Source organism: Segeticoccus sp. (genome assembly GCF_035708005.1).
This window is the reverse complement of the sequence record NZ_DASSTI010000030.1, coordinates 19,854-43,607: the sequence shown is the minus strand read 5'-3', so window position 1 is coordinate 43,607 and position 23,754 is coordinate 19,854. Positions and strand designations below refer to the sequence as shown.

General features: G+C 71.5%; 19 protein-coding genes. 10 read left to right on the top strand and 9 right to left on the bottom strand.

Translation table 11 applies throughout. The features are described from left to right. Positions 1-73: 73 nt before the first annotated feature. The gene (locus VFL99_RS03380; RefSeq protein ID WP_414713709.1) at positions 74-988 is read right to left on the bottom strand and encodes a class I SAM-dependent methyltransferase; all 915 of its coding nucleotides are present in this window, start codon (positions 986-988) and stop codon (positions 74-76) included. 165 nt (positions 989-1,153) lie between these two features. Here VFL99_RS03380 and rpsA point away from each other — a divergent pair, with 165 nt between their 5' ends. The 7 genes from rpsA (at position 1,154) to VFL99_RS03345 (ending at position 9,681) form a co-directional block, all read left to right on the top strand. Further along, on the top strand, positions 1,154-2,638 hold the full coding sequence (rpsA, locus tag VFL99_RS03375) for a 30S ribosomal protein S1 (protein WP_325104918.1): 1,485 nt from the start codon (positions 1,154-1,156) through the stop codon (positions 2,636-2,638). A 170-nt stretch (positions 2,639-2,808) separates the two neighbouring features. Continuing rightward, positions 2,809-4,008: a dephospho-CoA kinase gene (gene coaE, locus VFL99_RS03370; RefSeq protein ID WP_325104917.1), complete on the top strand. Its 1,200-nt coding sequence runs from the start codon at positions 2,809-2,811 to the stop codon at positions 4,006-4,008. Next, positions 4,005-4,382 carry a YidH family protein gene (locus tag VFL99_RS03365; RefSeq protein WP_325104916.1) on the top strand — a complete coding sequence of 126 codons (378 nt, stop codon included), beginning with the start codon at positions 4,005-4,007 and terminating at the stop codon, positions 4,380-4,382. The genes coaE and VFL99_RS03365 overlap by 4 nt, the downstream gene beginning before the upstream one ends. Beyond that, positions 4,379-4,744, top strand: a complete 366-nt coding sequence (locus VFL99_RS03360; RefSeq protein ID WP_325104915.1) for a DUF202 domain-containing protein — start codon at positions 4,379-4,381, stop codon at positions 4,742-4,744. The genes VFL99_RS03365 and VFL99_RS03360 overlap by 4 nt, the downstream gene beginning before the upstream one ends. A 67-nt stretch (positions 4,745-4,811) precedes the next feature. Further along, positions 4,812-6,911 carry an excinuclease ABC subunit UvrB gene (gene uvrB, locus VFL99_RS03355; RefSeq protein WP_325104914.1) on the top strand — a complete coding sequence of 700 codons (2,100 nt, stop codon included), beginning with the start codon at positions 4,812-4,814 and terminating at the stop codon, positions 6,909-6,911. Positions 6,912-6,932: 21 nt separating this feature from the next. Continuing rightward, positions 6,933-8,450: an MDR family MFS transporter gene (locus VFL99_RS03350; protein ID WP_325104913.1), complete on the top strand. Its 1,518-nt coding sequence runs from the start codon at positions 6,933-6,935 to the stop codon at positions 8,448-8,450. A gap of 229 nt (positions 8,451-8,679) precedes the next feature. Further along, a complete protein-coding gene (locus tag VFL99_RS03345) occupies positions 8,680-9,681 on the top strand; it encodes a TerC/Alx family metal homeostasis membrane protein (protein ID WP_325104912.1) in 1,002 nt (333 codons plus the stop codon). Positions 9,682-9,768: 87 nt separating this feature from the next. On the opposite strand, the gene VFL99_RS03340 is transcribed toward VFL99_RS03345, so the two are convergent. From VFL99_RS03340 to VFL99_RS03320, 5 genes are all read right to left on the bottom strand, one after another. Then, a complete protein-coding gene (locus tag VFL99_RS03340; protein ID WP_325104911.1) occupies positions 9,769-10,674 on the bottom strand; it encodes an EamA family transporter in 906 nt (301 codons plus the stop codon). After that, positions 10,675-10,884 carry a hypothetical protein gene (locus VFL99_RS03335; RefSeq protein ID WP_325104910.1) on the bottom strand — a complete coding sequence of 70 codons (210 nt, stop codon included), beginning with the start codon at positions 10,882-10,884 and terminating at the stop codon, positions 10,675-10,677. A 27-nt stretch (positions 10,885-10,911) separates the two neighbouring features. Then, the gene (locus tag VFL99_RS03330; RefSeq protein ID WP_325104909.1) at positions 10,912-11,622 is read right to left on the bottom strand and encodes a C40 family peptidase; all 711 of its coding nucleotides are present in this window, start codon (positions 11,620-11,622) and stop codon (positions 10,912-10,914) included. 61 nt (positions 11,623-11,683) lie between these two features. Then, on the bottom strand, positions 11,684-12,841 hold the full coding sequence (locus tag VFL99_RS03325) for an acyl-CoA dehydrogenase family protein (protein ID WP_325104908.1): 1,158 nt from the start codon (positions 12,839-12,841) through the stop codon (positions 11,684-11,686). A gap of 64 nt (positions 12,842-12,905) precedes the next feature. Further along, a complete protein-coding gene (locus tag VFL99_RS03320; protein ID WP_325104907.1) occupies positions 12,906-13,955 on the bottom strand; it encodes a lipoate--protein ligase family protein in 1,050 nt (349 codons plus the stop codon). A gap of 71 nt (positions 13,956-14,026) precedes the next feature. Here VFL99_RS03320 and VFL99_RS03315 point away from each other — a divergent pair, with 71 nt between their 5' ends. Then, entirely contained in the window at positions 14,027-14,815 is a 789-nt protein-coding gene (locus VFL99_RS03315; RefSeq protein ID WP_325104906.1) for a serine hydrolase, read from the top strand. 112 nt (positions 14,816-14,927) lie between these two features. On the opposite strand, the gene VFL99_RS03310 is transcribed toward VFL99_RS03315, so the two are convergent. The 3 genes from VFL99_RS03310 to VFL99_RS03300 all read right to left on the bottom strand — a co-directional run bounded on the left by VFL99_RS03310 (position 14,928) and on the right by VFL99_RS03300 (position 18,399). Next, the gene (locus tag VFL99_RS03310) at positions 14,928-15,587 is read right to left on the bottom strand and encodes an MBL fold metallo-hydrolase (RefSeq protein WP_325104905.1); all 660 of its coding nucleotides are present in this window, start codon (positions 15,585-15,587) and stop codon (positions 14,928-14,930) included. 152 nt (positions 15,588-15,739) lie between these two features. Further along, complete coding sequence (locus VFL99_RS03305; protein WP_325104904.1) at positions 15,740-16,450, bottom strand: maleylpyruvate isomerase family mycothiol-dependent enzyme; 711 nt, start codon at positions 16,448-16,450, stop codon at positions 15,740-15,742. Then, positions 16,447-18,399: a glycoside hydrolase family 15 protein gene (locus VFL99_RS03300; protein WP_325104903.1), complete on the bottom strand. Its 1,953-nt coding sequence runs from the start codon at positions 18,397-18,399 to the stop codon at positions 16,447-16,449. Before VFL99_RS03300 ends, VFL99_RS03305 begins: the two co-directional genes overlap by 4 nt. Positions 18,400-18,482: 83 nt before the next feature. Between VFL99_RS03300 and uvrA the strand changes: the two genes are divergently transcribed. Together uvrA and VFL99_RS03290 are read left to right on the top strand one after the other, a co-directional pair. Then, a complete protein-coding gene (gene uvrA / locus VFL99_RS03295; RefSeq protein WP_325104902.1) occupies positions 18,483-21,404 on the top strand; it encodes an excinuclease ABC subunit UvrA in 2,922 nt (973 codons plus the stop codon). 80 nt (positions 21,405-21,484) lie between these two features. Then, positions 21,485-23,713: a hypothetical protein gene (locus VFL99_RS03290; protein WP_325104901.1), complete on the top strand. Its 2,229-nt coding sequence runs from the start codon at positions 21,485-21,487 to the stop codon at positions 23,711-23,713. Positions 23,714-23,754 lie beyond the last annotated feature (41 nt).

Here is a 23,754-nt window from a genome sequence, read left to right as displayed (position 1 = left end):
ACACGCCCGCGCCGCTGGTGGTGGCGGGTGGCGGCCCGGCTCGGGGATGGTGTCCGGGCGCCGGCCGCGGCCGTCACCGACGCGTCGGCTTCTCCGCGACGAAGATCGCCGTGCCGGGCACCAGCCGGCCACGCAGGGGGCTCCACCCGCCCCACGTGGCGGTGTTCCACTCCGGCCACTCCGGCTCCACGAGGTCCACGAGCCGCAGCCCCGCGGCGGTGACCTCGCGGACGCGGTCGCCCAGGGTGCGGTGGTGCTCGACGTAGGTCGCCTGCCGCGCCTCGTTCTCCTCCACATAGGGCGTCCGGTCGAAGTAGGAGTGTCGCACCACGAGACCCTCCTCACCCGGCGCGTCCGGCAGCGCCCAGCGCAGCGGGTGCGAGGTCGAGAAGACCAGCCGTCCCCCTGGGCGCAGTACCCGTGCGCACTCGCGCAGCACCCGCGCTGAGTCGGCCACGAATGGGAACACGCCGTATGCCGTGAAGACCGTGTCGAAGCGGCCGTCGCCGAACGGCAGCTCCAGTCCGTCGCACTGGACGAGGGGCACGTCGGTGACGCGACCGGCTCCGGTGCGTGTCGGCATACCGGCTCCGGTCCGGGCACGACGGGCGGCGACGGCGCGGGCCTGGCGCAGCATGCCGCCGGACAGGTCCGTGGCCACCACCCGCCCGCCGTGCCGGGCGACCCAGCGCGCGCACTGGGCGGCACCGGCTCCGATCTCGAGCAGGACCCGGCCGGCGAGGTCGGCCGGGTCACCGAGCAGGTGCAGCTCGGACTCACGCACTCCCTCCGGTCCCCAGACGACGTCCTCGTCGCCCAGGAAGGCGCCGTGCTCGCGGTAGTAGTCGCCGGCCTCGGCGTCCCACCATCGGCGGTTCGCGCTCGCGGTCTCCTCGGTCGCGGCGCGCCGTCGGGACACGTGGGCGGGGACGTCGGATGGCTCTGGCACGTGTCGTATCCTGCCCTGCCGCGGACGTGCTTTGACCATGCCCAGATGCCGTCGGTAGGGTGGACGGGTGCGGCGTGTGCACGGCTGGGTCCTGCCCGGGTGGCGCGCGCACCTCACATCAGAATTGACAGCATCAGGATGCGCCACGTCGCGGCGTCGGCGTGTCCTGCCGACCGACCAAGCCCATTACGGAGCCCCTACTACATGACTGCAACCACGGCCGCCACGGCCAGCCCTCAGATCGCCGTCAACGACATCGGGTCTGAGGAGGAGCTGCTCGCCGCGATCGACGCGACGATGAAGCACTTCAACGACGGGGACATCGTCGAAGGTGTCATCGTCAAGGTCGACCGGGACGAGGTCCTGCTCGACATCGGCTACAAGACCGAGGGTGTCATCCCCTCGCGCGAGCTGTCGATCAAGCACGACGTCGACCCGGCAGAGGTCGTCACCGTCGGCGACGAGGTCGAGGCCCTGGTCCTCCAGAAGGAGGACAAGGAAGGCCGGCTGATCCTCTCCAAGAAGCGCGCCCAGTACGAGCGCGCCTGGGGCACCATCGAGAAGATCAAGGAGGAGGACGGCGTCGTCACCGGCACCGTCATCGAGGTGGTCAAGGGCGGCCTGATCCTCGACATCGGCCTCCGCGGCTTCCTGCCCGCCTCCCTCGTCGAGATGCGCCGCGTGCGCGACCTGCAGCCCTACGTGGGCCGCGAGATCGAGGCCAAGATCATCGAGCTGGACAAGAACCGCAACAACGTGGTCCTGTCGCGGCGCGCGTGGTTGGAGCAGACGCAGTCCGAGGTGCGCACCGGGTTCCTCAAGGAGCTGCAGAAGGGCCAGATCCGCACCGGCGTGGTCAGCAGCATCGTCAACTTCGGTGCGTTCGTCGACCTCGGCGGGGTCGACGGGCTGGTGCACGTCTCCGAGCTGTCCTGGAAGCACATCGACCACCCCTCCGAGGTCGTCGAGGTCGGCCAGGAGGTCACCGTCGAGGTGCTCGACGTCGACATGGAGCGCGAGCGCGTCTCCCTGTCGCTGAAGGCCACCCAGGAAGACCCGTGGCAGCACTTCGCCCGCACCCACGCCATCGGCCAGGTCGTGCCGGGCAAGGTCACCAAGCTGGTGCCGTTCGGTGCGTTCGTCCGCGTCGACGACGGCATCGAGGGCCTCGTGCACATCTCCGAGCTGGCCGAGCGCCACGTGGAGCTGCCCGAGCAGGTCGTGCAGGTCGGCCAGGACATCTTCGTCAAGGTCATCGACATCGACCTCGAGCGTCGGCGCATCTCGCTGTCGCTCAAGCAGGCGAACGACGGCAGCCAGATCGCCGAGTTCGACCCCACGCTCTACGGCATGGCGGCCGAGTACGACGAGAACGGCAACTACAAGTACCCCGAGGGCTTCGACCCCGAGACCAACGAGTGGCTCGAGGGCTACGAGGCCCAGCGCGAGGCCTGGGAGAAGCAGTACGCCGACGCCCACGCCCGTTGGGAGGCGCACAAGCGGCAGGTCGAGGAGGCCCAGCAGGCCGAGGGCGAGGCCGGTGCCGCCTCGGCGACGTCCTACTCCTCCGGCGGCTCCTCGAGCTCGTCCTCGTCGTCGGCCACCCCGTCGGCCCCGGCCTCCGGTGGCGGCACCCTCGCCTCCGACGAGGCACTCGCGGCGCTGCGCGAGAAGCTCACGGGCGGCTGAGCGCGACGACAGCGTGAGGAAACGAGCGTAGCGAGGCCCGGAGCGCCGAGGAGCGCGAAAGTCGGGTTCTGAGCGCGACGACAGCGTGAGGAAACGAGCGTGACGGGGCTCGGACCGGTGACGGTCCGGGCCCCGTCCGCGTCGCTGGACGCTTCGGTAGGGTCGCGACCGTGCTGCGTGTGGGGCTGACCGGAGGGATCGGAGCCGGCAAGTCGACGGCCGCCGTCCGCCTGCGCGAGCTCGGTGCCCTCGTCGTGGACGCCGACGTCCTGGCTCGGGAGGTCGTGGCCCCCGGTTCGGAGGGGCTGGCCGCGGTCGCCGAGCGCTTCGGCGCCGACGTCCTCACGGCAGACGGCAGCCTCGACCGTGCCGCCCTCGGCACCCTGGTGTTCGACGACGCCGCGGCCCGCCGCGACCTCGAGCTGATCACCCATCCCCGGATCGCCGCCCGCACCCGTGAGCTCGTCGCCGCGGCGGCAGCGGACCAGGTCGTCGTCCACGACGTGCCGCTCCTCGTCGAGAAGGGCATGGGGCCGGACTACCACCTGGTCCTCGTCGTCGGCGCCGCCGAGGACGTGCGCGTCGAGCGGCTGGTGCGTGACCGCGGCATGTCGGACGTCGAAGCCCGCGCCCGGATCCGCTCCCAGGTCGATGACGCCCAGCGCCGCCGGGCCGCCGACGTCTGGCTCGACAACAACGGGGCTCCCGAGCGGCTGCGCGACGCGGTCGACGCCCTCTGGCGGGAGCGGCTGGTGCCGTTCGAGCAGAATGTGCGTGCCGGCATACGGGCTCGGCGTCCGGAGGTGCCCACACTGGTGCCGTATGACGAGACCTGGCCCACGCAGGCCGCTCGCCTTGTTGCCCGGCTGGGGCGCGTGCTCGGCGACCGGGTGGTCGCCGTCGAGCACGTGGGCTCCACGAGCGTGCCCGGGCTGCTGGCCAAGGACGTCATCGACCTCCAGGTGGAGGTGGCCCGGCTGGAGGAGGCCGACCGGCCGGCCTTTGTCCGTGACCTCACCGCCGCCGGCTTCCCCCGCTCGCGCGGCATCCTGGGCGACCGGCCGAAACCGTCGGTGCCCGACCCGCGGCAGTGGCGCAAGCGGTTCCACGGCAGCAGCGACCCCGGCCGGGTGGTGCACGTGCACGTCCGCGAGCAGGGCAGCGTCGGTGCGCGCTTCGCCCTGCTCTTCCGCGACTGGTTGCGCGCCGACCCTTCCGCGCGGGAGGAGTATGCCGGCACGAAGCGCCGGTTGGCGGCCGCCCACGCGACGACCTCGGACTACGCGGCGGCCAAGGAGCCGTGGTTCGACAGCGCCTGTCCGCGGGCCGAGGAGTGGGCCCGCGAGAACGGCTGGGAGGCTCCACGATGAACCCGGGGCGCCGGCCGGGGAAGGTCTACCAGGTCGGGGAGGAGCCGGACCCGCGCTTCTCGCTCGCCAACGAGCGCACGGCGCTGGCGTGGATGCGCACGGCGCTGGCCATCGTCGCCGGCGGGGTGGCGCTGGTCTCCCTGGCCAGCGTGACGAGCATGCCCGCGTGGACCCCGCTGGTGGGGGCCGCAGCGTGTGTCGGCGGCGGGATCACGGCGCTGCGGGCGGTGTTCGGGTGGCGCCGGGTGGAGCGTGCGCTGCGCGAGAAGCGGCCGCTGCCGGCGCCGCACGCCCTGCTGCCGCTGGCGATCGGCGTGGGACTGCTGTCCCTGGTGATGGTGGGACTGAGCCTCGTGGAGCTGGCCCGTCGATGAGCCGGCTGGTCATCACCGACCGTGGCGGCCTGCAGCCGGAACGCACGGCACTGTCCTGGCAGCGCACCGCCGTGTCGGCGAACGTCGCGGTCATGGGGATGCTGCTGGTCGACCTGCGCGGCCACCACTGGGTCCTGGCGCTGTTCAGCGCCGTCGTGGGGCTCGGCACGACGCTGTTCGTCAACCTGCTCCGGCGCCGGGTGGAGCACCTCACCGAGCTGAGCCGCCGCACCGCTCCCGGGCCGTCGCCGGTGCAGCCGGACAGCACCCCGTGGCCGGACATGGTCCGGGTCTGCGCCGTCGTGGTCGCCCTCGCCGTGCTGGGGGTGGGCACGGCGGTCGCGGTGCTGGCGCGGGGCTGAGCCCCCGTGGGCCGGTGTGGTGCGCGCGCGGAATGGCGCTGTCACCGCCGACGTTTACCGTGGCATCATGCGCCCGACGACTGACCTCCAACGCACGGTGGCGCCCTTCGAGGTGGTCTCCGACTACGCCCCCAGTGGCGACCAGCCGACGGCCATCGCCGACCTGGCGAAGCGGATCAACGCCGGAGAGCAGGACGTCGTCCTGCTGGGGGCCACCGGCACCGGCAAGTCCGCGACCGCGGCGTGGCTGATCGAGCAGGTCCAGCGGCCCACCCTGGTCATGGCGCCCAACAAGACCCTGGCCGCCCAGCTCGCGAACGAGTTCCGCGAGCTGCTGCCGCACAACGCGGTCGAGTACTTCGTCAGCTACTACGACTACTACCAGCCCGAGGCCTACGTCCCGCAGACGGACACCTACATCGAGAAGGACTCCTCGATCAACGACGAGGTCGAGCGGCTGCGGCACAGCACCACCAACTCCCTGCTCACCCGCCGGGACGTCGTCGTGGTCGCGTCCGTGTCCTGCATCTACGGCCTGGGCACACCGCAGGAGTACGTCGACCGGATGACGCGCCTCCGGGTCGGTGAGGAGGTGGAGCGCGACGAGCTGCTGCGGCGCTTCGTGCAGATGCAGTACACCCGCAACGACCTGGCCTTCACCCGTGGCACCTTCCGGGTCCGCGGCGACACCGTGGAGATCATCCCGGTCTACGAGGAGCTCGCCATCCGCATCGAGTTCTTCGGCGACGAGATCGAGCGGCTCTACACGCTGCACCCGCTCACCGGCGAGGTGATCCGCGAGGAGCAGGAGATGTACGTCTTCCCTGCCTCGCACTACGTCGCGGGCCCGGAGCGGATGGAGCGCGCGATCAACGGGATCGAGCAGGAGCTCGGGGAGCAGCTGGCCGCGTTCGAGCAGCAGGGCAAGCTGCTGGAGGCCCAGCGGCTGCGCATGCGCACCACCTACGACATCGAGATGATGCGGCAGATCGGGTCCTGCTCCGGCATCGAGAACTACAGCCGGCACATCGACGGCCGTTCCGCGGGCTCGGCGCCGAACTGCCTGCTGGACTACTTCCCCGAGGACTTCCTGCTCGTCATCGACGAGTCGCACGTCACCGTGCCGCAGATCGGGGCGATGTACGAGGGCGACATGTCCCGCAAGCGGACCCTCGTCGAGCACGGTTTCCGGTTGCCGAGCGCCATGGACAACCGGCCGCTGCGCTGGGAGGAGTTCCTCGAGCGGATCGGCCAGACCGTCTACCTGTCGGCGACACCCGGCGACTACGAGGTGGCCAAGAGCAACGGGGTCGTCGAGCAGATCATCCGCCCCACCGGGCTGGTCGACCCCGAGGTGGTCCTCAAGCCGACCAAGGGCCAGATCGATGACCTGTTGCACGAGATCCACGAGCGCACGGCCAAGGACGAGCGCGTTCTCGTCACCACCCTGACGAAGAAGATGGCCGAGGACCTCACCGACTACCTGCTGGAGAAGGGCGTCCGGGTGCGCTACCTGCACTCCGAGGTCGACACGCTACGCCGCGTGGAGCTGCTCCGTGAGCTGCGGATGGGGGAGTTCGACGTGCTGGTGGGCATCAACCTGCTGCGGGAGGGTCTGGACCTGCCCGAGGTGTCGCTGGTGAGCATCCTCGACGCCGACAAGGAGGGGTTCCTGCGCTCCGCGCGCAGCCTGATCCAGACGATCGGGCGTGCCGCGCGCAACGTGTCCGGCCAGGTGCACATGTATGCCGATACCGTCACCCCGTCGATGCGGGAGGCGATCGACGAGACGCACCGTCGCCGGGACAAGCAGATCGCCTACAACAAGGCGAAGGGCGTCGACCCGCAGCCGCTGCGCAAGCGGATTGCCGACATCACCGACATGCTGCAGCGCGAGGACGCCGACACCGAGGCACTCATGGGCAGTGGCCGGTCCCAGTCCCGCGGCAAGGGCGGCAAGGGCCGGGTCAAGGCGGGGGAGGGCTCCCCCTCGCGCACCCAGCACGCCGAGATGCCGGCCGCGGAGCTCGCCGACCTGATCCAGGAGCTCACCCAGCAGATGCACCAAGCCGCCGCGGACCTGCACTTCGAGCTCGCGGCCCGGCTCCGCGACGAGCTGGGCGACCTCAAGAAGGAGCTGCGCCAGATGCAGGCGGCGACCCGCTAGTTGGCCAGGAAGACACCGTAGTTGGCCAGGAAGACGGCGCACGACGAGCGCCGGCCGGTCCTCGCTGCCCTGATCCTCGCGATGGCCCTCGTCGCCATGGACACCACCATCGTGGCGACCGCCATCCCGCAGGTGGTGGGCGACCTCGGCGGGTTCTCCCTCGTGGGCTGGGTCTTCTCCATCTACCTGCTGGCCCAGACCGTCACCATCCCGGTCTACGGCAAGCTGGCCGACATCTACGGCCGCAAGCCCGTGCTGGTCATCGGCGTCGTGGTCTTCCTGATCGGGTCGGTGTTGTCGGCCGCGGCCTGGAACATGCCGACGCTCATCGCGTTCCGCGCGCTGCAGGGACTGGGCGCCGGCTCGATCGGTGCGACGGTGAACACCGTCGCGGGGGACCTCTACGAGGTGGAGGAGCGCGGCCGGGTCCAGGGATGGCTTTCCAGCGTCTGGGGGATCTCGGCCGTCGTGGCGCCGGCGATCGGTGGCCTGTTCGCCCAGTACGCCTCCTGGCGGTGGATCTTCCTCGTCAACCTGCCCATCGGCGCGGTGGCTCTGACGCTGATCCTGCGCGGACTGCACGAGCAGGTGCAGCGGCGCTCCCACCGGATCGACTACGCGGGGGCAGCCCTCCTGCTCACCAGCGCCGCCCTGCTCATCCTCGGCCTGCTGCAGGGCGGGACGGCTTGGGCGTGGTCGTCGGCCCAGAGCATCCTCGTCTTCGTTGGCGCTCTGCTGGCCGGGGTGGCCGCGGTGCTCGTGGAGCGCCGGGCGGCCGAGCCGGTCGTGCCGCTGTGGCTGTGGACCCGACGGCTGACGGGCGGCTCCTACGCCGCGACCTTCACGGCGGGGCTCATGGTGATCGGCCTGTCCACGTTCCTGCCGACCTGGGGGCAGGCGGTGCTCGGGTTGAGCCCCGTCGCCGCCGGCTTCGTCCTGGCCGTGATGAGCATGACCTGGCCGGTCGCCTCCGGGCTCTCCGCACGGCTCTACCTGCGCGTCGGCTTTCGTGACACCGCCCTGCTCGGCAGCGGCTTCGCCGTGGCCTCGGGCGTGGTCTTCGCGCTGATGTCCGCACACGCCGGCGTGTGGCAACCGGTCCTGGGCAGTGCACTCATGGGCGCGGGGATGGGGCTGATCACCTCACCGCTCATCGTCGGGCTGCAGTCGACGGTCGGCTGGTCGAGTCGCGGGGTGGTGACGGGCGGCGCGATGTTCGCCCGGTTCCTCGGGCAGAGCCTCGGCGCCGCGGTGTTCGGCGCGGTGACCAACGCCGTGCTGCTGCACCAGCTGGCCGACGCGCCGGTCGGGGTGCGCGCCCGCGTGCCGCACCGGGTGGACGGTGTGAGCAGGGCGCTCGAAGGCGGGCACGCCCAGCCGGCGGTCGCCGAGTTCCTCCGGGGAGCCCTGCACGACTCGACGCACGCCGTGTTCCTCGGGCTGCTCGCGGGGGCCGTCGTGACGGCCGTCATCCTCGTCACCGTCGTGCCACGGGTGTTCTCCGTGGCCGAGGACCGGCCGCCCGTGCGGCTGCAGTGAGCGACCGTCGGTGTGGCGTGCGCGGCCAGTCCGTTTGGAGTGAGCGGCCCGCGTCTGCGATCATGAGGGCGTTACCTCGGAGGGGAGTATCCCCACACGCGGTCTCCTCGTCATCACGGAAGCGCCGGCCGTCCTCGGCCGTGGGCAACCCGGGGAGCCGGTCCGCACCACGACGGGGCGGGAGAGACCTCCGGCCACGCCACCGTGACCGGAAGGTGTTCCTCACGCCATGAATGTGCCTCTCTGGGTCTGGGTCCTGACCCTCGGCGGGACGCTCGCGCTCCTGCTCATCGACGTGTTCGTCATCGGACGCCGCCCCCACGTGCCCTCCGCCAAGGAGACCGGGGGTGCCCTGGCCTTCTACATCGGAGCCGCCCTGCTGTTCGGCCTCGGCATCTGGCACTTCGCCGGGGGCACCTTCGCGGCGCAGTACTACGCGGGCTGGCTGACCGAGTACTCGCTGTCGATCGACAACCTCTTCGTCTTCCTCATCATCATGGCGAAGTTCGGGGTGCCGCAGCGGCTCCAGCAGTGGGCCCTCATGGTCGGCATCGTCACCGCCCTCATCCTGCGTGCCGCCTTCATCGCCGTCGGGGCCGCCGCGATCAACAACTTCTCGTGGGTCTTCTACCTCTTCGGCGCCTTCCTCGTCTACACCGCGATCAAGCTCGCCACGGAGAAGGAGGACGAGGACGACGAGTTCGAGGAGAACGCCTTCCTGCGCTTCGTGGAGCGGCGCCTGCCGGCCACCAAGGAGTGGCACGGCACGAAGCTGCGGGTGCGGATCGACGGCAAGCGGCTGATCACCCCGATGTTCGTCGTGATCCTGGCCCTCGGGACGACCGACCTGCTCTTCGCGCTGGACTCCATCCCGGCCATCTACGGGCTGACCAAGGAGCCGTTCCTCGTCCTCACCGCCAACATCTTCGCGCTCATGGGGCTGCGGCAGCTCTACTTCCTCATCGGCGGCCTGCTGAAGAAGCTGGTCTACCTGAGCCTCGGCCTGTCCGTGCTGCTCGCCTTCATCGGCGTGAAGCTGGTGTTGCATGCGATGCACGAGAACGAGCTGCCGTTCATCAACGGTGGCCAGTCGATCGGGTGGGCGCCGGACATCTCGACGACCTTCTCACTCGTGGCGATCGTCGTCATCCTGGGCGTCACCACGGTGGCCAGCCTGCTCAAGAGCCGTCGTGACGCCCGGGCCGGGCAGCGCGAGGCCGTCGGGCGCTGACCGTCACGGGGCGGTCGGCACCTGTCGATCGTCACTTGTGGATCGTCGCTTGTGGATCGTCACTGCTCGATCGTCACAGGTCGGTCCTCACTGGTTGGTGGTCTCGGCGACCCGCTCCGCCTCGGGCTGGGTCGCCCGAGCCCCCATCACGAGCGCGCTGGCGGCGACGACCAGCGCCATCCCACCGAGCTGGCGACCGTCGAGCCGCTGGTGCAGCACGAGGAAGCCGGCGAGCGCGGCGACCGCCGGCTCCAGGCTGAGCAAGATGCCGAAGATGTGGGCGGCGAGGCGACGCAGCGCCATCAACTCCAGCGAGTAGGGCAGCACCGAGGAGAGCAGCGCGATGCCCACGCCGCGCCACACTGAGTCCCACTGCCAGAGCCGCGGACCGGCCTCGATCACGCCGGGCGGGATCATCGCGATGGCGGCCATCCCCATGGCGATCGCGAGCCCGTCCAGCTGCGGGAAGTGCTGTCCGGTCCGTCCGCTGAAGATGATGTATGCCGCCCAGCAGGTTCCTGCGCCGAGCGCCAGCCCCAGCCCGACGAGGTCGAGCTGGTCCCACGGGACGCCGATGGCGCCCGAGATGAGCAGGACGCCCACGGCTGCGGCGGCGACCGCCAGCAGGTCCCGGGGGCGTCGGGAGAGCACCGTCGCAAGGGTGAGCGGCCCGATGAACTCGATGGTCACCGCGACGCCGATCGGCAGCCGGGCGAGCGCGGAGTAGAAGCAGAGGTTCATCAGCGCGAGGGTGGCGGCGAAGCCCAGCACCACAGCCCAGTCCCGGCGCGTGTGGCCGACGAGCCGTGGTCGCGCGACCGCCAGCAGGATGATCGCGGCCAGCACGAGGCGCAGGGCCACCGAGCCGCTGGGGCCGATCCGGTGCACGAGGGTGGCCGCCAGCGCACCACCGAACTGCACCGACACCACGGACCCGATGACGAGCAGCGGGGCGGGCGGCCGGCGACTCCGGAGGACTGCTGCGGCTCCCACTCAGACGATGAGGAGCACGACGACGATGGCGATCACGAGCACGACCAGGGCAGCAACCACACCGGCGGCGACGCGGATGTCCGGTCGACCGATGGGCAGCTCGCGGTGGTGCTCGTGCGGCGACTCGTCCTGCGGTTGACCGATCCCCAGGTCCTCGACGCCGCCCGGCTCGGCGTCGGGCGCCTGCGGGCCGGAGTGCTGGGAATCCATGCCTCGATCGTAGACGTCGGGGCGGGGTCAGGGCAGCCTTCCCGCACCGGAGAGGGTGGCCCACCGGTCGGGACTGAGCGGCTCCTCGACGATGCGGGCGCCGGTCAACGGCGCGTGCAGCATGCGGCCGGCCGACGTGACGATGCCGACGTGGTGAGCGGGACGGCCGTCCTGGGCGAAGAAGTACAGGTCGCCGGTCTGCGCGTCGTCGGGTTCGACGGGGCGGCAGAAGGCCTGCTGGTCGTGGGCGTCACGGGGCACGACAAGGCCGAGGTCACGCATCGCGAGGTGGACGAGACCGGAGCAGTCCAGGCCCTCGGGGCAGGTGCCTCCCCAGAGGTAGGCGAGGCCGATGTGGCGCCGGGCCACGGACAGCAGGCTGCCGGTCGTGGTGGCGGCGGGGCGGGGCACCTCCGCCATGGGGTGCGCGTGGTCGAGGTGGGCAGCGCGGAGCCAACCCGGGTAGCCGTCGCGGTGCAGGGAGCTGGGTTGCCACGGGCAGCGCACCTCGGCCCACCCGTCCTCCTCGCGGCCGGTCGGCTCGGCCGGCTCCCCGGCGCGGAGCTGGGTCAGCACGCGGCCCTGCAGGCCGGTGCGGCCGTCGACGTGGGCGTCCAGCGCCGCGAGCCAGGCGTCGACATCGGGTTGGTCGCGTGTGGCGGGCGTGTCGACGTCGCGCGCCGCGCCGGGCTCGGACCACAGGGTGGCGACCGGCACGCAGACGGTCAGGAAGGTCATGGCACCGATGCTGCCATGTCGAGGCGTCCCGGCAGGGAGCTCCGGTGCGGTGGTGGGCGTGTCAGGGGATCGGGCCGAGCACCACGTTCGCCCAGGCCGCGTGCAGCGACTCGTCGCTGCTGGGGTGGAACAACCCGGCCAGGACGTCCCGGTAGAGCCGGGACAGCTCCGAGGAGGCGAAGTAGGACGCCCCGCCGGCCAGCCGCACCGCCTGCTCGACCACCTGCACAGCCGTCTCCGTGGCGCGGGACTTGACGGCGGACAGCTGCGGCATCCACAGCTCGCCGCGGTCGACACCGAGGTCGAGGTCACGCGCCAGTGCGGCGATCTGGGGGGTGATGCCGTCGAGGGCGATGGCCGCATCGGCGACCCGCCACCGCACGCTCGGGTCGTGCGCCAGCGGCGCGCCGCCGCCCTTGCGGGACCGGCGGCGGTGGACCGCCTCGGTCGCGAGCTGCAGCGCACGCTGGGCGATGCCGGTGTAGACGGAGGCGAGCAGGATCTCGAAGTTGGCGAAGATGCCCAGGACGAACGGGTCCGTGGTCGGGCCGGGTGGGATGCGGCGCACCACCCGGTCGGCCGGGGCGTGCGCGCCGGCGAGCACCGTGGTGCACGACTGGGAGGCGCGCATCCCGAGGGTGTCCCAGTCGTCCTTGACCTCGACGCCACCGCCGTCGCGGGTGACGAACCCGAACACGGAGTGCGGTCCGTCGTCACCGCTCGCGTCGGTGCCGAACGTCCCCAGCCGCGTCCACGCCGGTGACAGCGACGTGAAGATCTTGGTCCCGTGGAAGGAGAACCCGCCCTGCCCGTCGGGACGAGCCTCGCTCTGGGAGCCGAACAGCACCAGGTCGTTGCCGGGCTCGGAGATGCCGAAGCCGAACACCTCGCCGGCACTCGCCTCCTCCAGCACGAAGTCCGTGGTGTCCTCGCCGGCGGCGTGGAGGGCGCGGGCCACCCCGACCCACACCTGATGCATGTTCACGGCGAGCGCCGTCGCGGGCGCGGCACCGGCCAGGCGGCTCTGCTCGCGCGTCAGCTGCTCGAGGGTGAGGCCGGCCCCGCCGAAGGAGGTCGGCACCAGGGCGCGCAGGTAACCGGCGGCCTGCAGGTCGGCGAGGTCCTCGTGCGGGAACCGGTTCTCCGCGTCGTAGGTCGCCGCCCGTCCGCGGATCGTCTCCAGCAGGTCGTCCGCGAGGAACGGGTGCGGCTGGGTCATGCCGCCACTGTAGGGCGAGCCGCGAGACGGTTCAGCGGCGACGTCGCAGGAGCCGCGAGACGGTTCAGGGGACGCGGTGGGTCCATTCGGGGGTGCGGAACTTGGTCTCCACAAGGCGCCGGGCGGCCTCCAGCTCCGGGGCGGTGTAGGCCGAGGTGTGCGTCGCGTGGTGCTGCCGGAAGTAGCGCAGGAACGCGGCGATGATCTCGTCGCGCGGCATACCCGTCTGTGACCGCATCGGATCGACGCGCTTGGGAGCGCTGGCGATCCCCTTGTCGGAGAGCTTCTCCTTGCCGATGCGCAGGACGTCCGTCATCTTGTCGGCGTCGATGTCGTAGGCCATCGTGACGTGGTGCAGCACCACCCCGGAGGCGAACCGCTTCTGCGCCGCCCCGGCGATCTTGCCCACATCCGAGGCGATGTCGTTGAGCGGCACGTAGCGGGCACGGATGCCGAGCTCCTCGAGGGCGCCGAGCACCCAGTCGTCGAGGAAGGCGTAGGACCGCTCGAAGGTCAGCCCTTCCACGAGGGAGGAGGGCACGACCAGGGAGTAGGTGATGCAGTTGCCCGGTTCCATGAACATCGCGCCGCCGCCGGAGATGCGGCGGGCGACGCTGATCCCGTGCCGCCGGGCGCCGTCCTCGTCGACCTCGTTGCGCACCGACTGGAACGAGCCGATGACCACGAGTGAGGAGTCCCAGTCCCAGAAGCGCAGAGTCGGCGCCCGCCGTCCTGCCGCCACCTCGGCCGGGAGCACCTCGTCCAGCGCCATGTGCATCACCGGGTCCATCGTGACCGGTCCGATGACGTCGAAGACGTGGTCGTGCCAGTCGGTCGCCTTCCCGAGCGCCCGGCGCACGGCGATGCCGACCGCTTGGGGGCTGAACCCGATCATGGCCGTCTCCGGGGCCAGCGCTCCCGAGATGGCGTGGGCGAGCTGGTCGGCGTGCGCGTCGGTGGGCATGCCGACCAGGGCCGCGTCGATGTCCTCCAGGGCGCTGTCGGGTTCCAGGAAGAAGTCGCCCGAGACGTGCACGTCGCTCAGCCGGCCGTCGTTGACCTCGACCTCGACTGCCACCAGCTTCCCGCCGGGCACCTTGTACTCACCGTGCACGCTCGCACCCTAGGGCACGAGGTGTGGGTGGCCCCGCGGCGGCCGCGGGAGCACACGGCATACTCGCGGCCGTGACGGCACTCGAGGGGCAGGTCCGCGCGGCACTGGACGGCGCACCAGGGCGGGTGGCGGTTGCTGTGCTGGACCATCGCGGGCGGCGGGTCGAGATGGATGCCGACCGGCCGGTGCCCTCGGCGAGCACCATCAAGGTCCCGGTGCTGGTCGCGGCGCTCGAGGCGGTCGCGCAGGGGCGGCTGGCGCTCGACAGCCGGGTCACCGTGGCCGTCCCGCGGGTCGGAGGCAGCGGCGCGCTGGCGCTCACGCCGTCGGTGACGACGCTGCCGCTGGCCGAGCTGCTTGCCCTGATGATCGCGCTCAGCGACAACGACGCGACCAACGCCGTCATCGACCTCGTGGGCGTCGCGCAGGTGCGGGCCCTGCTCGACCGGCACCACCTGACCGGGACCCGGCTGCAGCGGCACCTCATGGATCTCGAGGCGGCGGCGCGCGGACAGGACAACGTCACGTGCGCCCGTGACCTGGCCCGGGTGCTGGCGCTGCTCGTGGGTGGCGAGCTGCTGCCCGCCCGGGAGACCGACCACGCACTGAACCTGCTCGCGCTGCAGCAGCACGTGTCGGGGCTGCCCGGAGCGCTGCCGTCGCACGTGTGGCACGGCAACAAGACCGGGGAGCTCGTGGGTGTCCGTCACGACATGGCGCTGTTCCGCCGGGGGGACCGGTGGGCAGCTGTGGCGGTGACCGCCACGGACCTCGCGGTCGAGGGCGTCGACCACGGAGCCACAGTGCTGCCCACGTTCGCGGCGATCGGCGCGGCGGTCGCGCGATCGCTGGAGGACTGAGCCGCTCCGGGGAGTCCCGAGATCCGCGGGAGGGTCCCGAGAACGGGAGGGAAGTCCCGAGATCGGCGGGAGAGTCCCGAGAACGGGAGGGAAGTCCCGAGATCGGCGGGGGTCACCAGCCGCGGTCGCGCCACTCCGCCAGGTGGGGGCGCTCCGCGCCCAGGGTCGTGTCCTTGCCGTGGCCGGGATAGACCCACGTGTCGTCGCCGTAGACGCCGAACACCCGCTGTTCGAGATCGTCCATCAGCTGCCGGAAGTCGGCCGCCGACCACGTCTTGCCCGGGCCGCCGGGGAAGAGGCTGTCCCCGGTCCACAGGTGGGCCCGGCCACCCGGCTCGGTCCAGGCGAGGGCGATCGAGCCGGGGGTGTGGCCGGTGAGGCGCACCACGGCGAGGCGGACGTCACCGAACCGCACCTCGTCGCCCTGCTCGAGGCGCTGGTCCGGGGGGACGGGCAGCTCGTCGGCGTCGGGCGCACCGGCGGCGGTGTGGGCACCGGTCGCGGACACGACCTGCTGCAACGCGCGGTGGTGGTCCCAGTGCTGGTGGGTGGTCACGACCGTGTCGAGGCCCTCGCCGCCCTCGGCGACCAGCCGGGCGACCCGGGGCGCGTCGTCGGCGGCGTCGACGAGCAGCTGGCGACCCGTGGCCGTGCAGGTCAGCAGGTAGACGTTGTTGTCCATGCTCGACACGCTGGCCTTGCGCACGGTGAGCCCGGGCAGCTCCCGCACGTCGCTGGCACCGCCCGGTTGGACGTCTCCGGTGTAGCTCACGGCATCCTCCTCGTGAAGGGACTTCGGTGGCTGGGCTTCGCAACGCGGCGCTCCGTTTTCGTCGGCGCACCTCGACTGGGGACACCTCCCGCTTGCGGGGAATTGCTGAGGCCCTGCTGCCTACGCGGACCGCGAAGGTTCAGCAACAAGGCTCAGCCCCACGCCGGCAGGGAGGGCAGCGGCCGGTCGCTGCTGACCCCGGAACCGTCGCCGCGGGCCAGCCACATCAGCAGGTCCGCCGGCGTCCCGGTCACCACCTGCCCGCCGGCGCCGAGGACGGCGACCTGCTCACCGCCGGGTTCCTGCAGGACCAGGGCCAGCTGCGGGTCGGCCGCGCCGAGCCGGCGGACCGACTCGTTGACTGCGCGCTGCACGAACCCGGGCTCGGCATCGGCGAAGCCGAACCCGCAGTCGAGGTCGACGTGGTGGAACACGACCTCGCGCAGGCGCGCGGTCACGAGGTCGCGCCCCCGCATCGTGCGTCCGCCGCGGGCCTCGACCCGGGCCTCCTCCGCCTCGCCCGGGAGCCGGCGAGCGAGCGCACCGAACCGCTCCGCGGACTCCCTCAGGTCGGCCAGCAGCTCGGCGGCCCCTCGGCGTGACCCGTCCTCGATGTCGGCGTCCCGCGACTCCGGCGAGGCGTACTGCTCGCGCCGCTCGCCGGTCAGTGCCCAGTGCGCCAGGTTCGCCAGCCCGTCGGCGTTGCGTGCCACGTGGCTGATGACGTGCGCGCGGGTCCATCCCTCGCACCGGCTCGCCTGCCGCACGGCGGCGTCGTCCATCGCGGCGACGTCCCGCACCAGCCGGTCCGTCTCCCGGTCGAGCTGGGCGAGGTTCTCCGGCAGGTGCGAAGTCGCACTCACGACCCGCTCCCGGTGGGGGTGCTGTTGCCGTGGTCGCGGTGCTCCGGGAACGGGATGGTGCCCTGTGCCCGCCGTGGCCGGGCCCCGTCGCCGCTGCGTTCGGCGTCGTCGATCGCGAGGGCCGCCCCGACCAGCGCCAGGTGGGAGAAGGCCTGCGGGTAGTTGCCGACCATCCGCTCCCCGGCCGGGTCGTACTCCTCCGAGAGCAGGCCGAGGTCGTTGCACAGGCCCAGCAGGTGCTTCATGAGCCGGTGCGCGTCGTCCACCCGGCCGGCCAGGGCGTATGCCGTCACGAGCCAGAACGAGCAGGCGAGGAACGGGTGCTCCTCACCCGAGAGGCCGTCCACCCCGGACTGGGTGCGGTAGCGCAGCACCAGCCCGTCCTGCATGAGCTCCTGCTCCACGGCCTTGATCGTCCCGAGGACGCGGGGATCGTCCGGGTCGAGGAAGCCGACGGCCGGGATGACGAGCAGCGAGGCGTCGACCTCGGTGGTCTCGTAGTGCTGGGTGAAGGTGCCCTTCTCCTCGTTGTAGCCGTGGGTCAGGACCTCCTCGCGGACCTTGTCGCGCAGCTCACGCCACCGGTCGACAGGGCCGTCGTAGCCGTGCCTCTCCGCCGCCGCGATGGCCCGGTCGAAGGCGACCCACACCATCACCCGGGAGTGGGTGAAGTGCCGCAGGGGCCCGCGGATCTCCCAGAGCCCGTTGTCCGGCTCGTCCCACCGCGCGGCCAGCCCCTCCACCAGCGTGCGCTGCAGGGCCCAGGAGAAGCGCGTGTCCGGGTTCCCGCTGCGCCGGGCGAGGGCCAGGGCCGCCATGACCTCGCCGAGGACGTCGGTCTGGCGCTGGCTCACCGCGCCGTTGCCGACCCGCACCGGGCTCGAGCCGTCGTAGCCGGGCAGGTGGGCCAGCTCGATCTCGGGCAGTTCCCGGCCACCGTCGACGGCATACATGATCTGCAGGTCCTTGGGGTCGCCGGCGACGGCACGCAGCAGCCAGTTGCGCCACAGCGACACCACCTCGTGGCTGTAGCCGCAGCCGATCAGCGCCTCGAGGGTGAGGGAGGCGTCCCGCAGCCAGCAGAAGCGGTAGTCCCAGTTGCGCACCCCGCCGAAGTCCTCCGGCAACGAGGTGGTGGGCGCCGCGACGATGCCGCCGGTGCCGCTGTGGGTCAGCAGCCGGAGCACGAGCAGCGAGCGCATCACCGCATCTCGGTAGGGGCCGTCGTAGTCGCACCGGGCCGCCCACTCCTCGGAGGACCGCAGGGTCCGCTGCAGGGCGTCCTCACGGTCGGCCAGGTCCGGCGCCGGGTGCCACGACTTGAACCACGTGCACGACAGGGTCACCGCCTCGCCCTCGTGCACGTCGAACTCGTCCCGGTGGACACCGTCGACGGCCTTGGGCAGTCGGTCGCCGCGCAGCACCAGTGCGTCCGGGCCCGCGACGGCAGCGATGACGTTGCGGCCCTGTTCGTCCTTGCGGCGGCGGACCCAGGGGCGGACCTTGCCGTAGCTGAACCGCACGCACCACTCGTGCTCCATGCGGACCGTGCCGGAGACCCCCTCGATCTTGCGGACGATGTCGGCGCGTCCGTCACCGATGGGCATGAAGTCGGTCACCCGCACGACGCCGGAGTCGGTCTCGTGGGTGGTCTCGAGCACGAAGCTGTTGCCCACGTAGCGCCGCGTGGTCCGTGCCTGCTCCACCGGCCCGACCAGCCAGCGTCCGTGGTGCGGGGTGCCGAGCAGGGCGGCGAAGCACGCGGGGGAGTCGAAGCGCGGTAGGCACAGCCAGTCCACCGAGCCGTTCCGGCCGACGAGGGCGCAGGTGCCCGTGTCGCCGAGCACGGCGTAGTCCTCGATCGGGAGGGCCGCGGGCTGGTCCCGCCAGCGCCCGCGGGTGGCCGTGGTGCTGCGCTTGGGGGTGGTCCGTTCAGTCGCCTCGGTCATGCACAGCACCGTATTGCCTGCCGCGTCCACGCTGCACGGGCACGTGGGACCGACGTGTCGGTGCGGGCACTTACCATTGCGGGGTGCCCGACCTGCCCACCCGCCCCACCTCCTCCGCCGCGTTCTCGCACGACCGCCTCGTCGTGCGCGGCGCCCGCGAGCACAACCTGAAGAACGTCTCCGTCGACCTGCCGCGGGACAGCCTCATCGTCTTCACCGGGCTGTCCGGCTCCGGCAAGTCGTCCCTCGCCTTCGACACCATCTTCGCCGAGGGTCAGCGGCGCTACGTCGAGTCGCTGTCCGCCTACGCCCGCCAGTTCCTGGGCCAGATGGACAAGCCGGACGTCGACTTCATCGAGGGGCTCTCACCCGCGGTCTCCATCGACCAGAAGTCGACCAACCGCAACCCCCGGTCGACCGTCGGCACCATCACCGAGGTCTACGACTACCTGCGCCTGCTGTTTGCCCGGGTGGGTCGGCCGCACTGCCCGGTGTGCGGGGAGCCGGTCACCAAGCAGACCCCGCAGCAGATCGTCGACCAGCTGCTCGAGCTGCCCGAGCGGACCCGCTTCCAGGTGCTCGCCCCCGTCGTACGCTCCCGCAAGGGGGAGTATGCCGACCTCTTCGGTGAGCTGCAGACCAAGGGTTTCTCGCGGGCCCGGGTGGACGGCGAGGTGGTCTCGCTGGCCGCGCCGCCGAAGCTCGCCAAGCAGAAGAAGCACTCCATCGACGTGGTGGTCGACCGGCTCGTCGCCAAGGGTGCGGATGCCAAGGCCACCCGCCGGCTCACCGACTCGGTGGAGACCGCCCTGGTGCTCGCCGGTGGGCTGCTGATCGTCGAGTTCGTCGACGTCGCCGACGACGCGGCGGACGACGCCAGCGGGATGCCGCGGGAGCGCCGGTTCTCCGAGAAGATGGCCTGCCCGAACGAGCACCCCCTGTCGATCGACGAGGTCGAGCCGCGGTCGTTCTCGTTCAACTCGCCGTTCGGCGCCTGTCCGGTGTGCACCGGCATCGGCACCGAGCTCGAGGTCGACCCTGAGCTGCTCGTTCCCGACGAGGACCGCTCGATCCGCGAGGGCGCCATCGCACCCTGGGCGCAGGGGTCCGGCTCGGCCGACTACTTCCTGCGCGTGATCGGGGCGCTCGCCGAGGACCTGAAGTTCTCCCTCGACACCCCGTGGAAGGCGCTGCCCAAGCGCGCCAAGGAGGCGCTGCTGCACGGCAAGGACTACAAGGTCCACGTCCGCTACCGCAACCGCTACGGCCGGGAACGCTCCTACACCACCGGGTTCGAGGGCGTGGTGCCGTTCGTCAAGCGTCGCCACGCGGAGACCGAGTCCGACTGGAGCCGTGAGCGCTACGAGGGCTACATGCGCGAGATCCCGTGCCCGGCCTGTGGTGGCGCGCGGCTCAAACCGGAGTCCCTCGCGGTGCTCCTCGGCGGCCGCAGCATCGCCGAGGTGTGCTCGCTCGCGATCGCCGACTGCGCCAAGTTCCTCGCCGAGGTCGACTTCAGCAAGCGGGAGCGGCAGATTGCCGAGCGGGTGATCAAGGAGATCGACGCCCGCCTCGGCTTCCTGCTCGACGTCGGACTCGACTACCTGTCGCTGGACCGGCCGGCGGGCACCCTCTCCGGGGGCGAGGCGCAGCGCATCCGGCTCGCCACCCAGATCGGGTCCGGCCTGGTCGGCGTCCTCTACGTGCTCGACGAGCCCTCCATCGGGCTGCACCAGCGCGACAACCACCGGCTCATCGACACGCTGACCCGGCTGCGCGACCTCGGCAACACCCTCATCGTGGTCGAGCACGACGAGGACACGATCGAGACCGCGGACTGGGTGCTCGACATCGGCCCCGGCGCCGGGGAGCACGGCGGCAAGGTGGTCCACTCCGGACCGGTCGCCGAGCTGCTCACCAACCGCGACTCGCTCACCGGCGACTACCTGTCCGGTCGGCGGCAGATCCCCGTGCCGGAGGTGCGCCGGCCGCAGGACGGCCGGGTGGTCACCGTCAAGGGCGCCCGCGAGCACAACCTCCACGGCATCGACGTGAGCTTCCCGCTCGGCAACCTGGTCGCGGTGACCGGTGTCTCCGGCTCGGGGAAGTCCACGCTGGTCAACGACATCCTCTACAACGTGCTGGCCAACCGGCTCAACGGTGCCCGCCGTGTCACCGGACGGCACCGCACCGTCAGCGGGCTGGAGCACCTCGACAAGGTGGTCCACGTCGACCAGAGCCCCATCGGACGCACTCCGCGGAGCAACCCGGCGACCTACACCGGGGTGTTCGACCGCATCCGCAAGCTGTTCGCGGAGACCACCGAGGCCAAGATCCGCGGCTACCTGCCGGGCCGGTTCTCGTTCAACGTCAAGGGCGGCCGCTGCGAGGCGTGCTCTGGTGACGGCACGATCAAGATCGAGATGAACTTCCTGCCCGACGTCTACGTCCCCTGCGAGGTCTGCCACGGGGCGCGCTACAACCGCGAGACGCTCGAGGTCCACTACAAGGGCAAGACCATCGCCGACGTCCTCGACATGCCGATCGAGGAGGCGGTCGAGTTCTTCGCGCCGGTGCAGGCGATCGCCCGGCACCTGACCACCCTGAACGACGTCGGCCTCGGCTACGTCCGGCTGGGGCAGCCTGCCCCGACCCTGTCCGGCGGCGAGGCGCAGCGCGTGAAGCTGGCGGCTGAGCTGCAGAAGCGCTCCACCGGGCGGACTGTCTACGTCCTCGACGAGCCGACGACGGGGCTGCACTTCGAGGACATCCGCAAGCTGCTCGCGGTGCTGCAGGGCCTGGTCGACAAGGGCAACACGGTGATCGTCATCGAGCACAACCTCGACGTGATCAAGAACGCCGACTGGATCGTCGACATGGGCCCCGAGGGCGGGGACGGCGGCGGCCGGGTCGTCGCCGAGGGCACGCCCGAGCAGGTTGCCGAGGACGAGGACAGCCACACCGGGCGGTTCCTCGCCCCGGTGCTCGCCCGCGCGCGGCGCTGACCCTCGGCCCGGTTCCCGCTTGTCGGGACACCGGGGCGGTCGTAGCCTGCCAAGGTTCGGCCGGCTCCCTGGAGGTCAGCATGATCCAGACCCTGTGGCACACCATCCGCCGAGGGACCCGCCTCGCGATCGCGGTCGCCGGCGCGGGCGCCACGGTCACCGCGTTGACCGTCCCGGCGGCCGTCGCCGGCCCGCCCCCGGCTCCGGCGAATGAGCCAGCGTCAACGGCAGTGCCGCAGCTCCCGGCCCACGGGTGCCGGCTCGGCCCCCGCGGGCAGGTCGACCACGTGGTCTACCTGTCCTTCGACAACGTGCACCTGACCCGGGACAACCCGAACGTGCCCTCGGACCTGCAGCAGATGCCGCACCTGCTGAACTTCCTCACCTCCAACGGCACGCTGATCACCCACCACCACACGCCGCTCATCTCGCACACCGGCACCGACCTGCTCAGCGCGGCGACCGGCCTCTACGGCGACCGGCACGGGCAGCCGATCAGCAACAACTACCGTTACTTCCACCCGGACGGGACCTCCTCGCAGGCGAACACCTTCACCTACTGGACCGACCGGGTCTATGACGGCACCCCGTCACCCAGCGACACGGCATACAGCCTGGTGACGACGGGCGGGAAGAACACGCCGGCGCCATGGGTGCCCTTCACCCGGGCCGGTTGCGACTTCGGCGCCATCGCCTCGAGCAACGCCATCGTGGAGAACGCCGACTCCGACGTCCCGAAGATCTTCGGGCCGAGCTCGCCGGAGGCCCAGCAGGTCCGCAGCGACCCCGACCCCTACAAGGACGCGGAGATGGCCGACTACGGCGGCCTGGCGGTCCACTGCACGCGGCACAGCCGGTTGTGCACCGACCCGCACGCGGTCGCCGACCTGCTGCCGGACGAGCCCGGCGGCTACCACGGCTACCGGATGCTCGTCGGGAACCGCTACCTCGGCCCGCACCTCACGGCCGACCACTCCGTGCGGGTGCGCGACATCTTCGGGCACGTGATCACCAACCCCTACGCGAAGACCCCCGAGGGCGCACCCAAGCCCGGCTTCCCCGGGTTCGACGGGATGACCGCGGCGACCGCGCTCGGCTACACCGCCGCGCTGCAGGAGTCCGGCGTGCCGGTCACCTACACCTACCTGTCCGACGTGCACGACCCGCACGCGGTGAGCAACCCGCGCGGCGGCTCGTTCGGCCCGGGCGAGGCGGGCATGGAAACCCAGCTGCGCCAGTACGACGCCGCCTTCGCACGCTTCTTCACCCGGCTCAAGCACGACGGGATCACCACCGGCAACACGCTGTTCGTCGTCACCGCCGACGAGGGCGACCACTTCATCGGGGTGCAGAAGTCCGGCTGCGACGGGGTGACCACGCCGTGCACCTACACCGGCAACGGCGACCTCGGCGAGGTGAACACCAACCTCCAGGGACTGCTCGCCGCCCAGCGCGGCGACACCACCCCGTTCGATCTGTATGCCGGGGTCGCGCCTGCCGTCTACGTCCGCGGCAACCCGGAGCAGTCCGACCCCTCGGTGCGCCGGCTGGAGCGGGACACACTGAAGGTCACGGCGACCAACCCCTACACGGGGCGGTCCCAGACGGTGAACCGCTACCTCGCCGACCGGACCGAGCAGCGACTGCTGCACCTGGTCACCGCCGACCCGGCCCGGACGCCGACCTTCGTCGCGTTCGGACGGCCCGACTTCTACGAGTGCCAGACCGGGTCCGGGTGCCCCGGGGCGCCGTTCGTGCAGGTGAACTCCCGGTACGCCTGGAACCACGGCACGGTCAGCCCGCAGATCGTCGTCACCTGGCTGGGGCTCGCCGGACCGGGCGTGCAACGGCAGGGCTACGACCGGAGCACGTGGTCGGACCAGACCGACATCCGGCCGACCATGCTGGCGCTGCTGGGGCTGACGGACGACTACGTCAGCGACGGCCGGGTGCTGCTGGAGGACCTCACCGCGCGCGGCACACCACGGTTCGCGCACAGCCGCGAGGTGCTGCGGCTGGGCCAGACCTACAAGCAGCTCAACGCCTGCGTCGGCGCGTTCGGCCTGAACACCCTGCGGGCCGCGACCGAGGCCGCCGCCAGCGGAGCACCCGGCCAGGACCGCCGCTACCACGCGGTGAGCGCCCGGCTGGAGGAGCTGGGGCGGCAGCGCGACGTGGTGGCTGCGCAGATCCAGCGGCAGCTCACGCTGGCCGAGTTCGGCAGCCACCCACCGAGCCAGCGCCGGATGCGGGCACTGGACGCCCGGGCGCACGGGATCCTCGCCGCCGCCGACCGGCTTGCCGGCTGACGGGGGGCCCCAAGCATCCGCTCAGGCGCACGGCATACCGT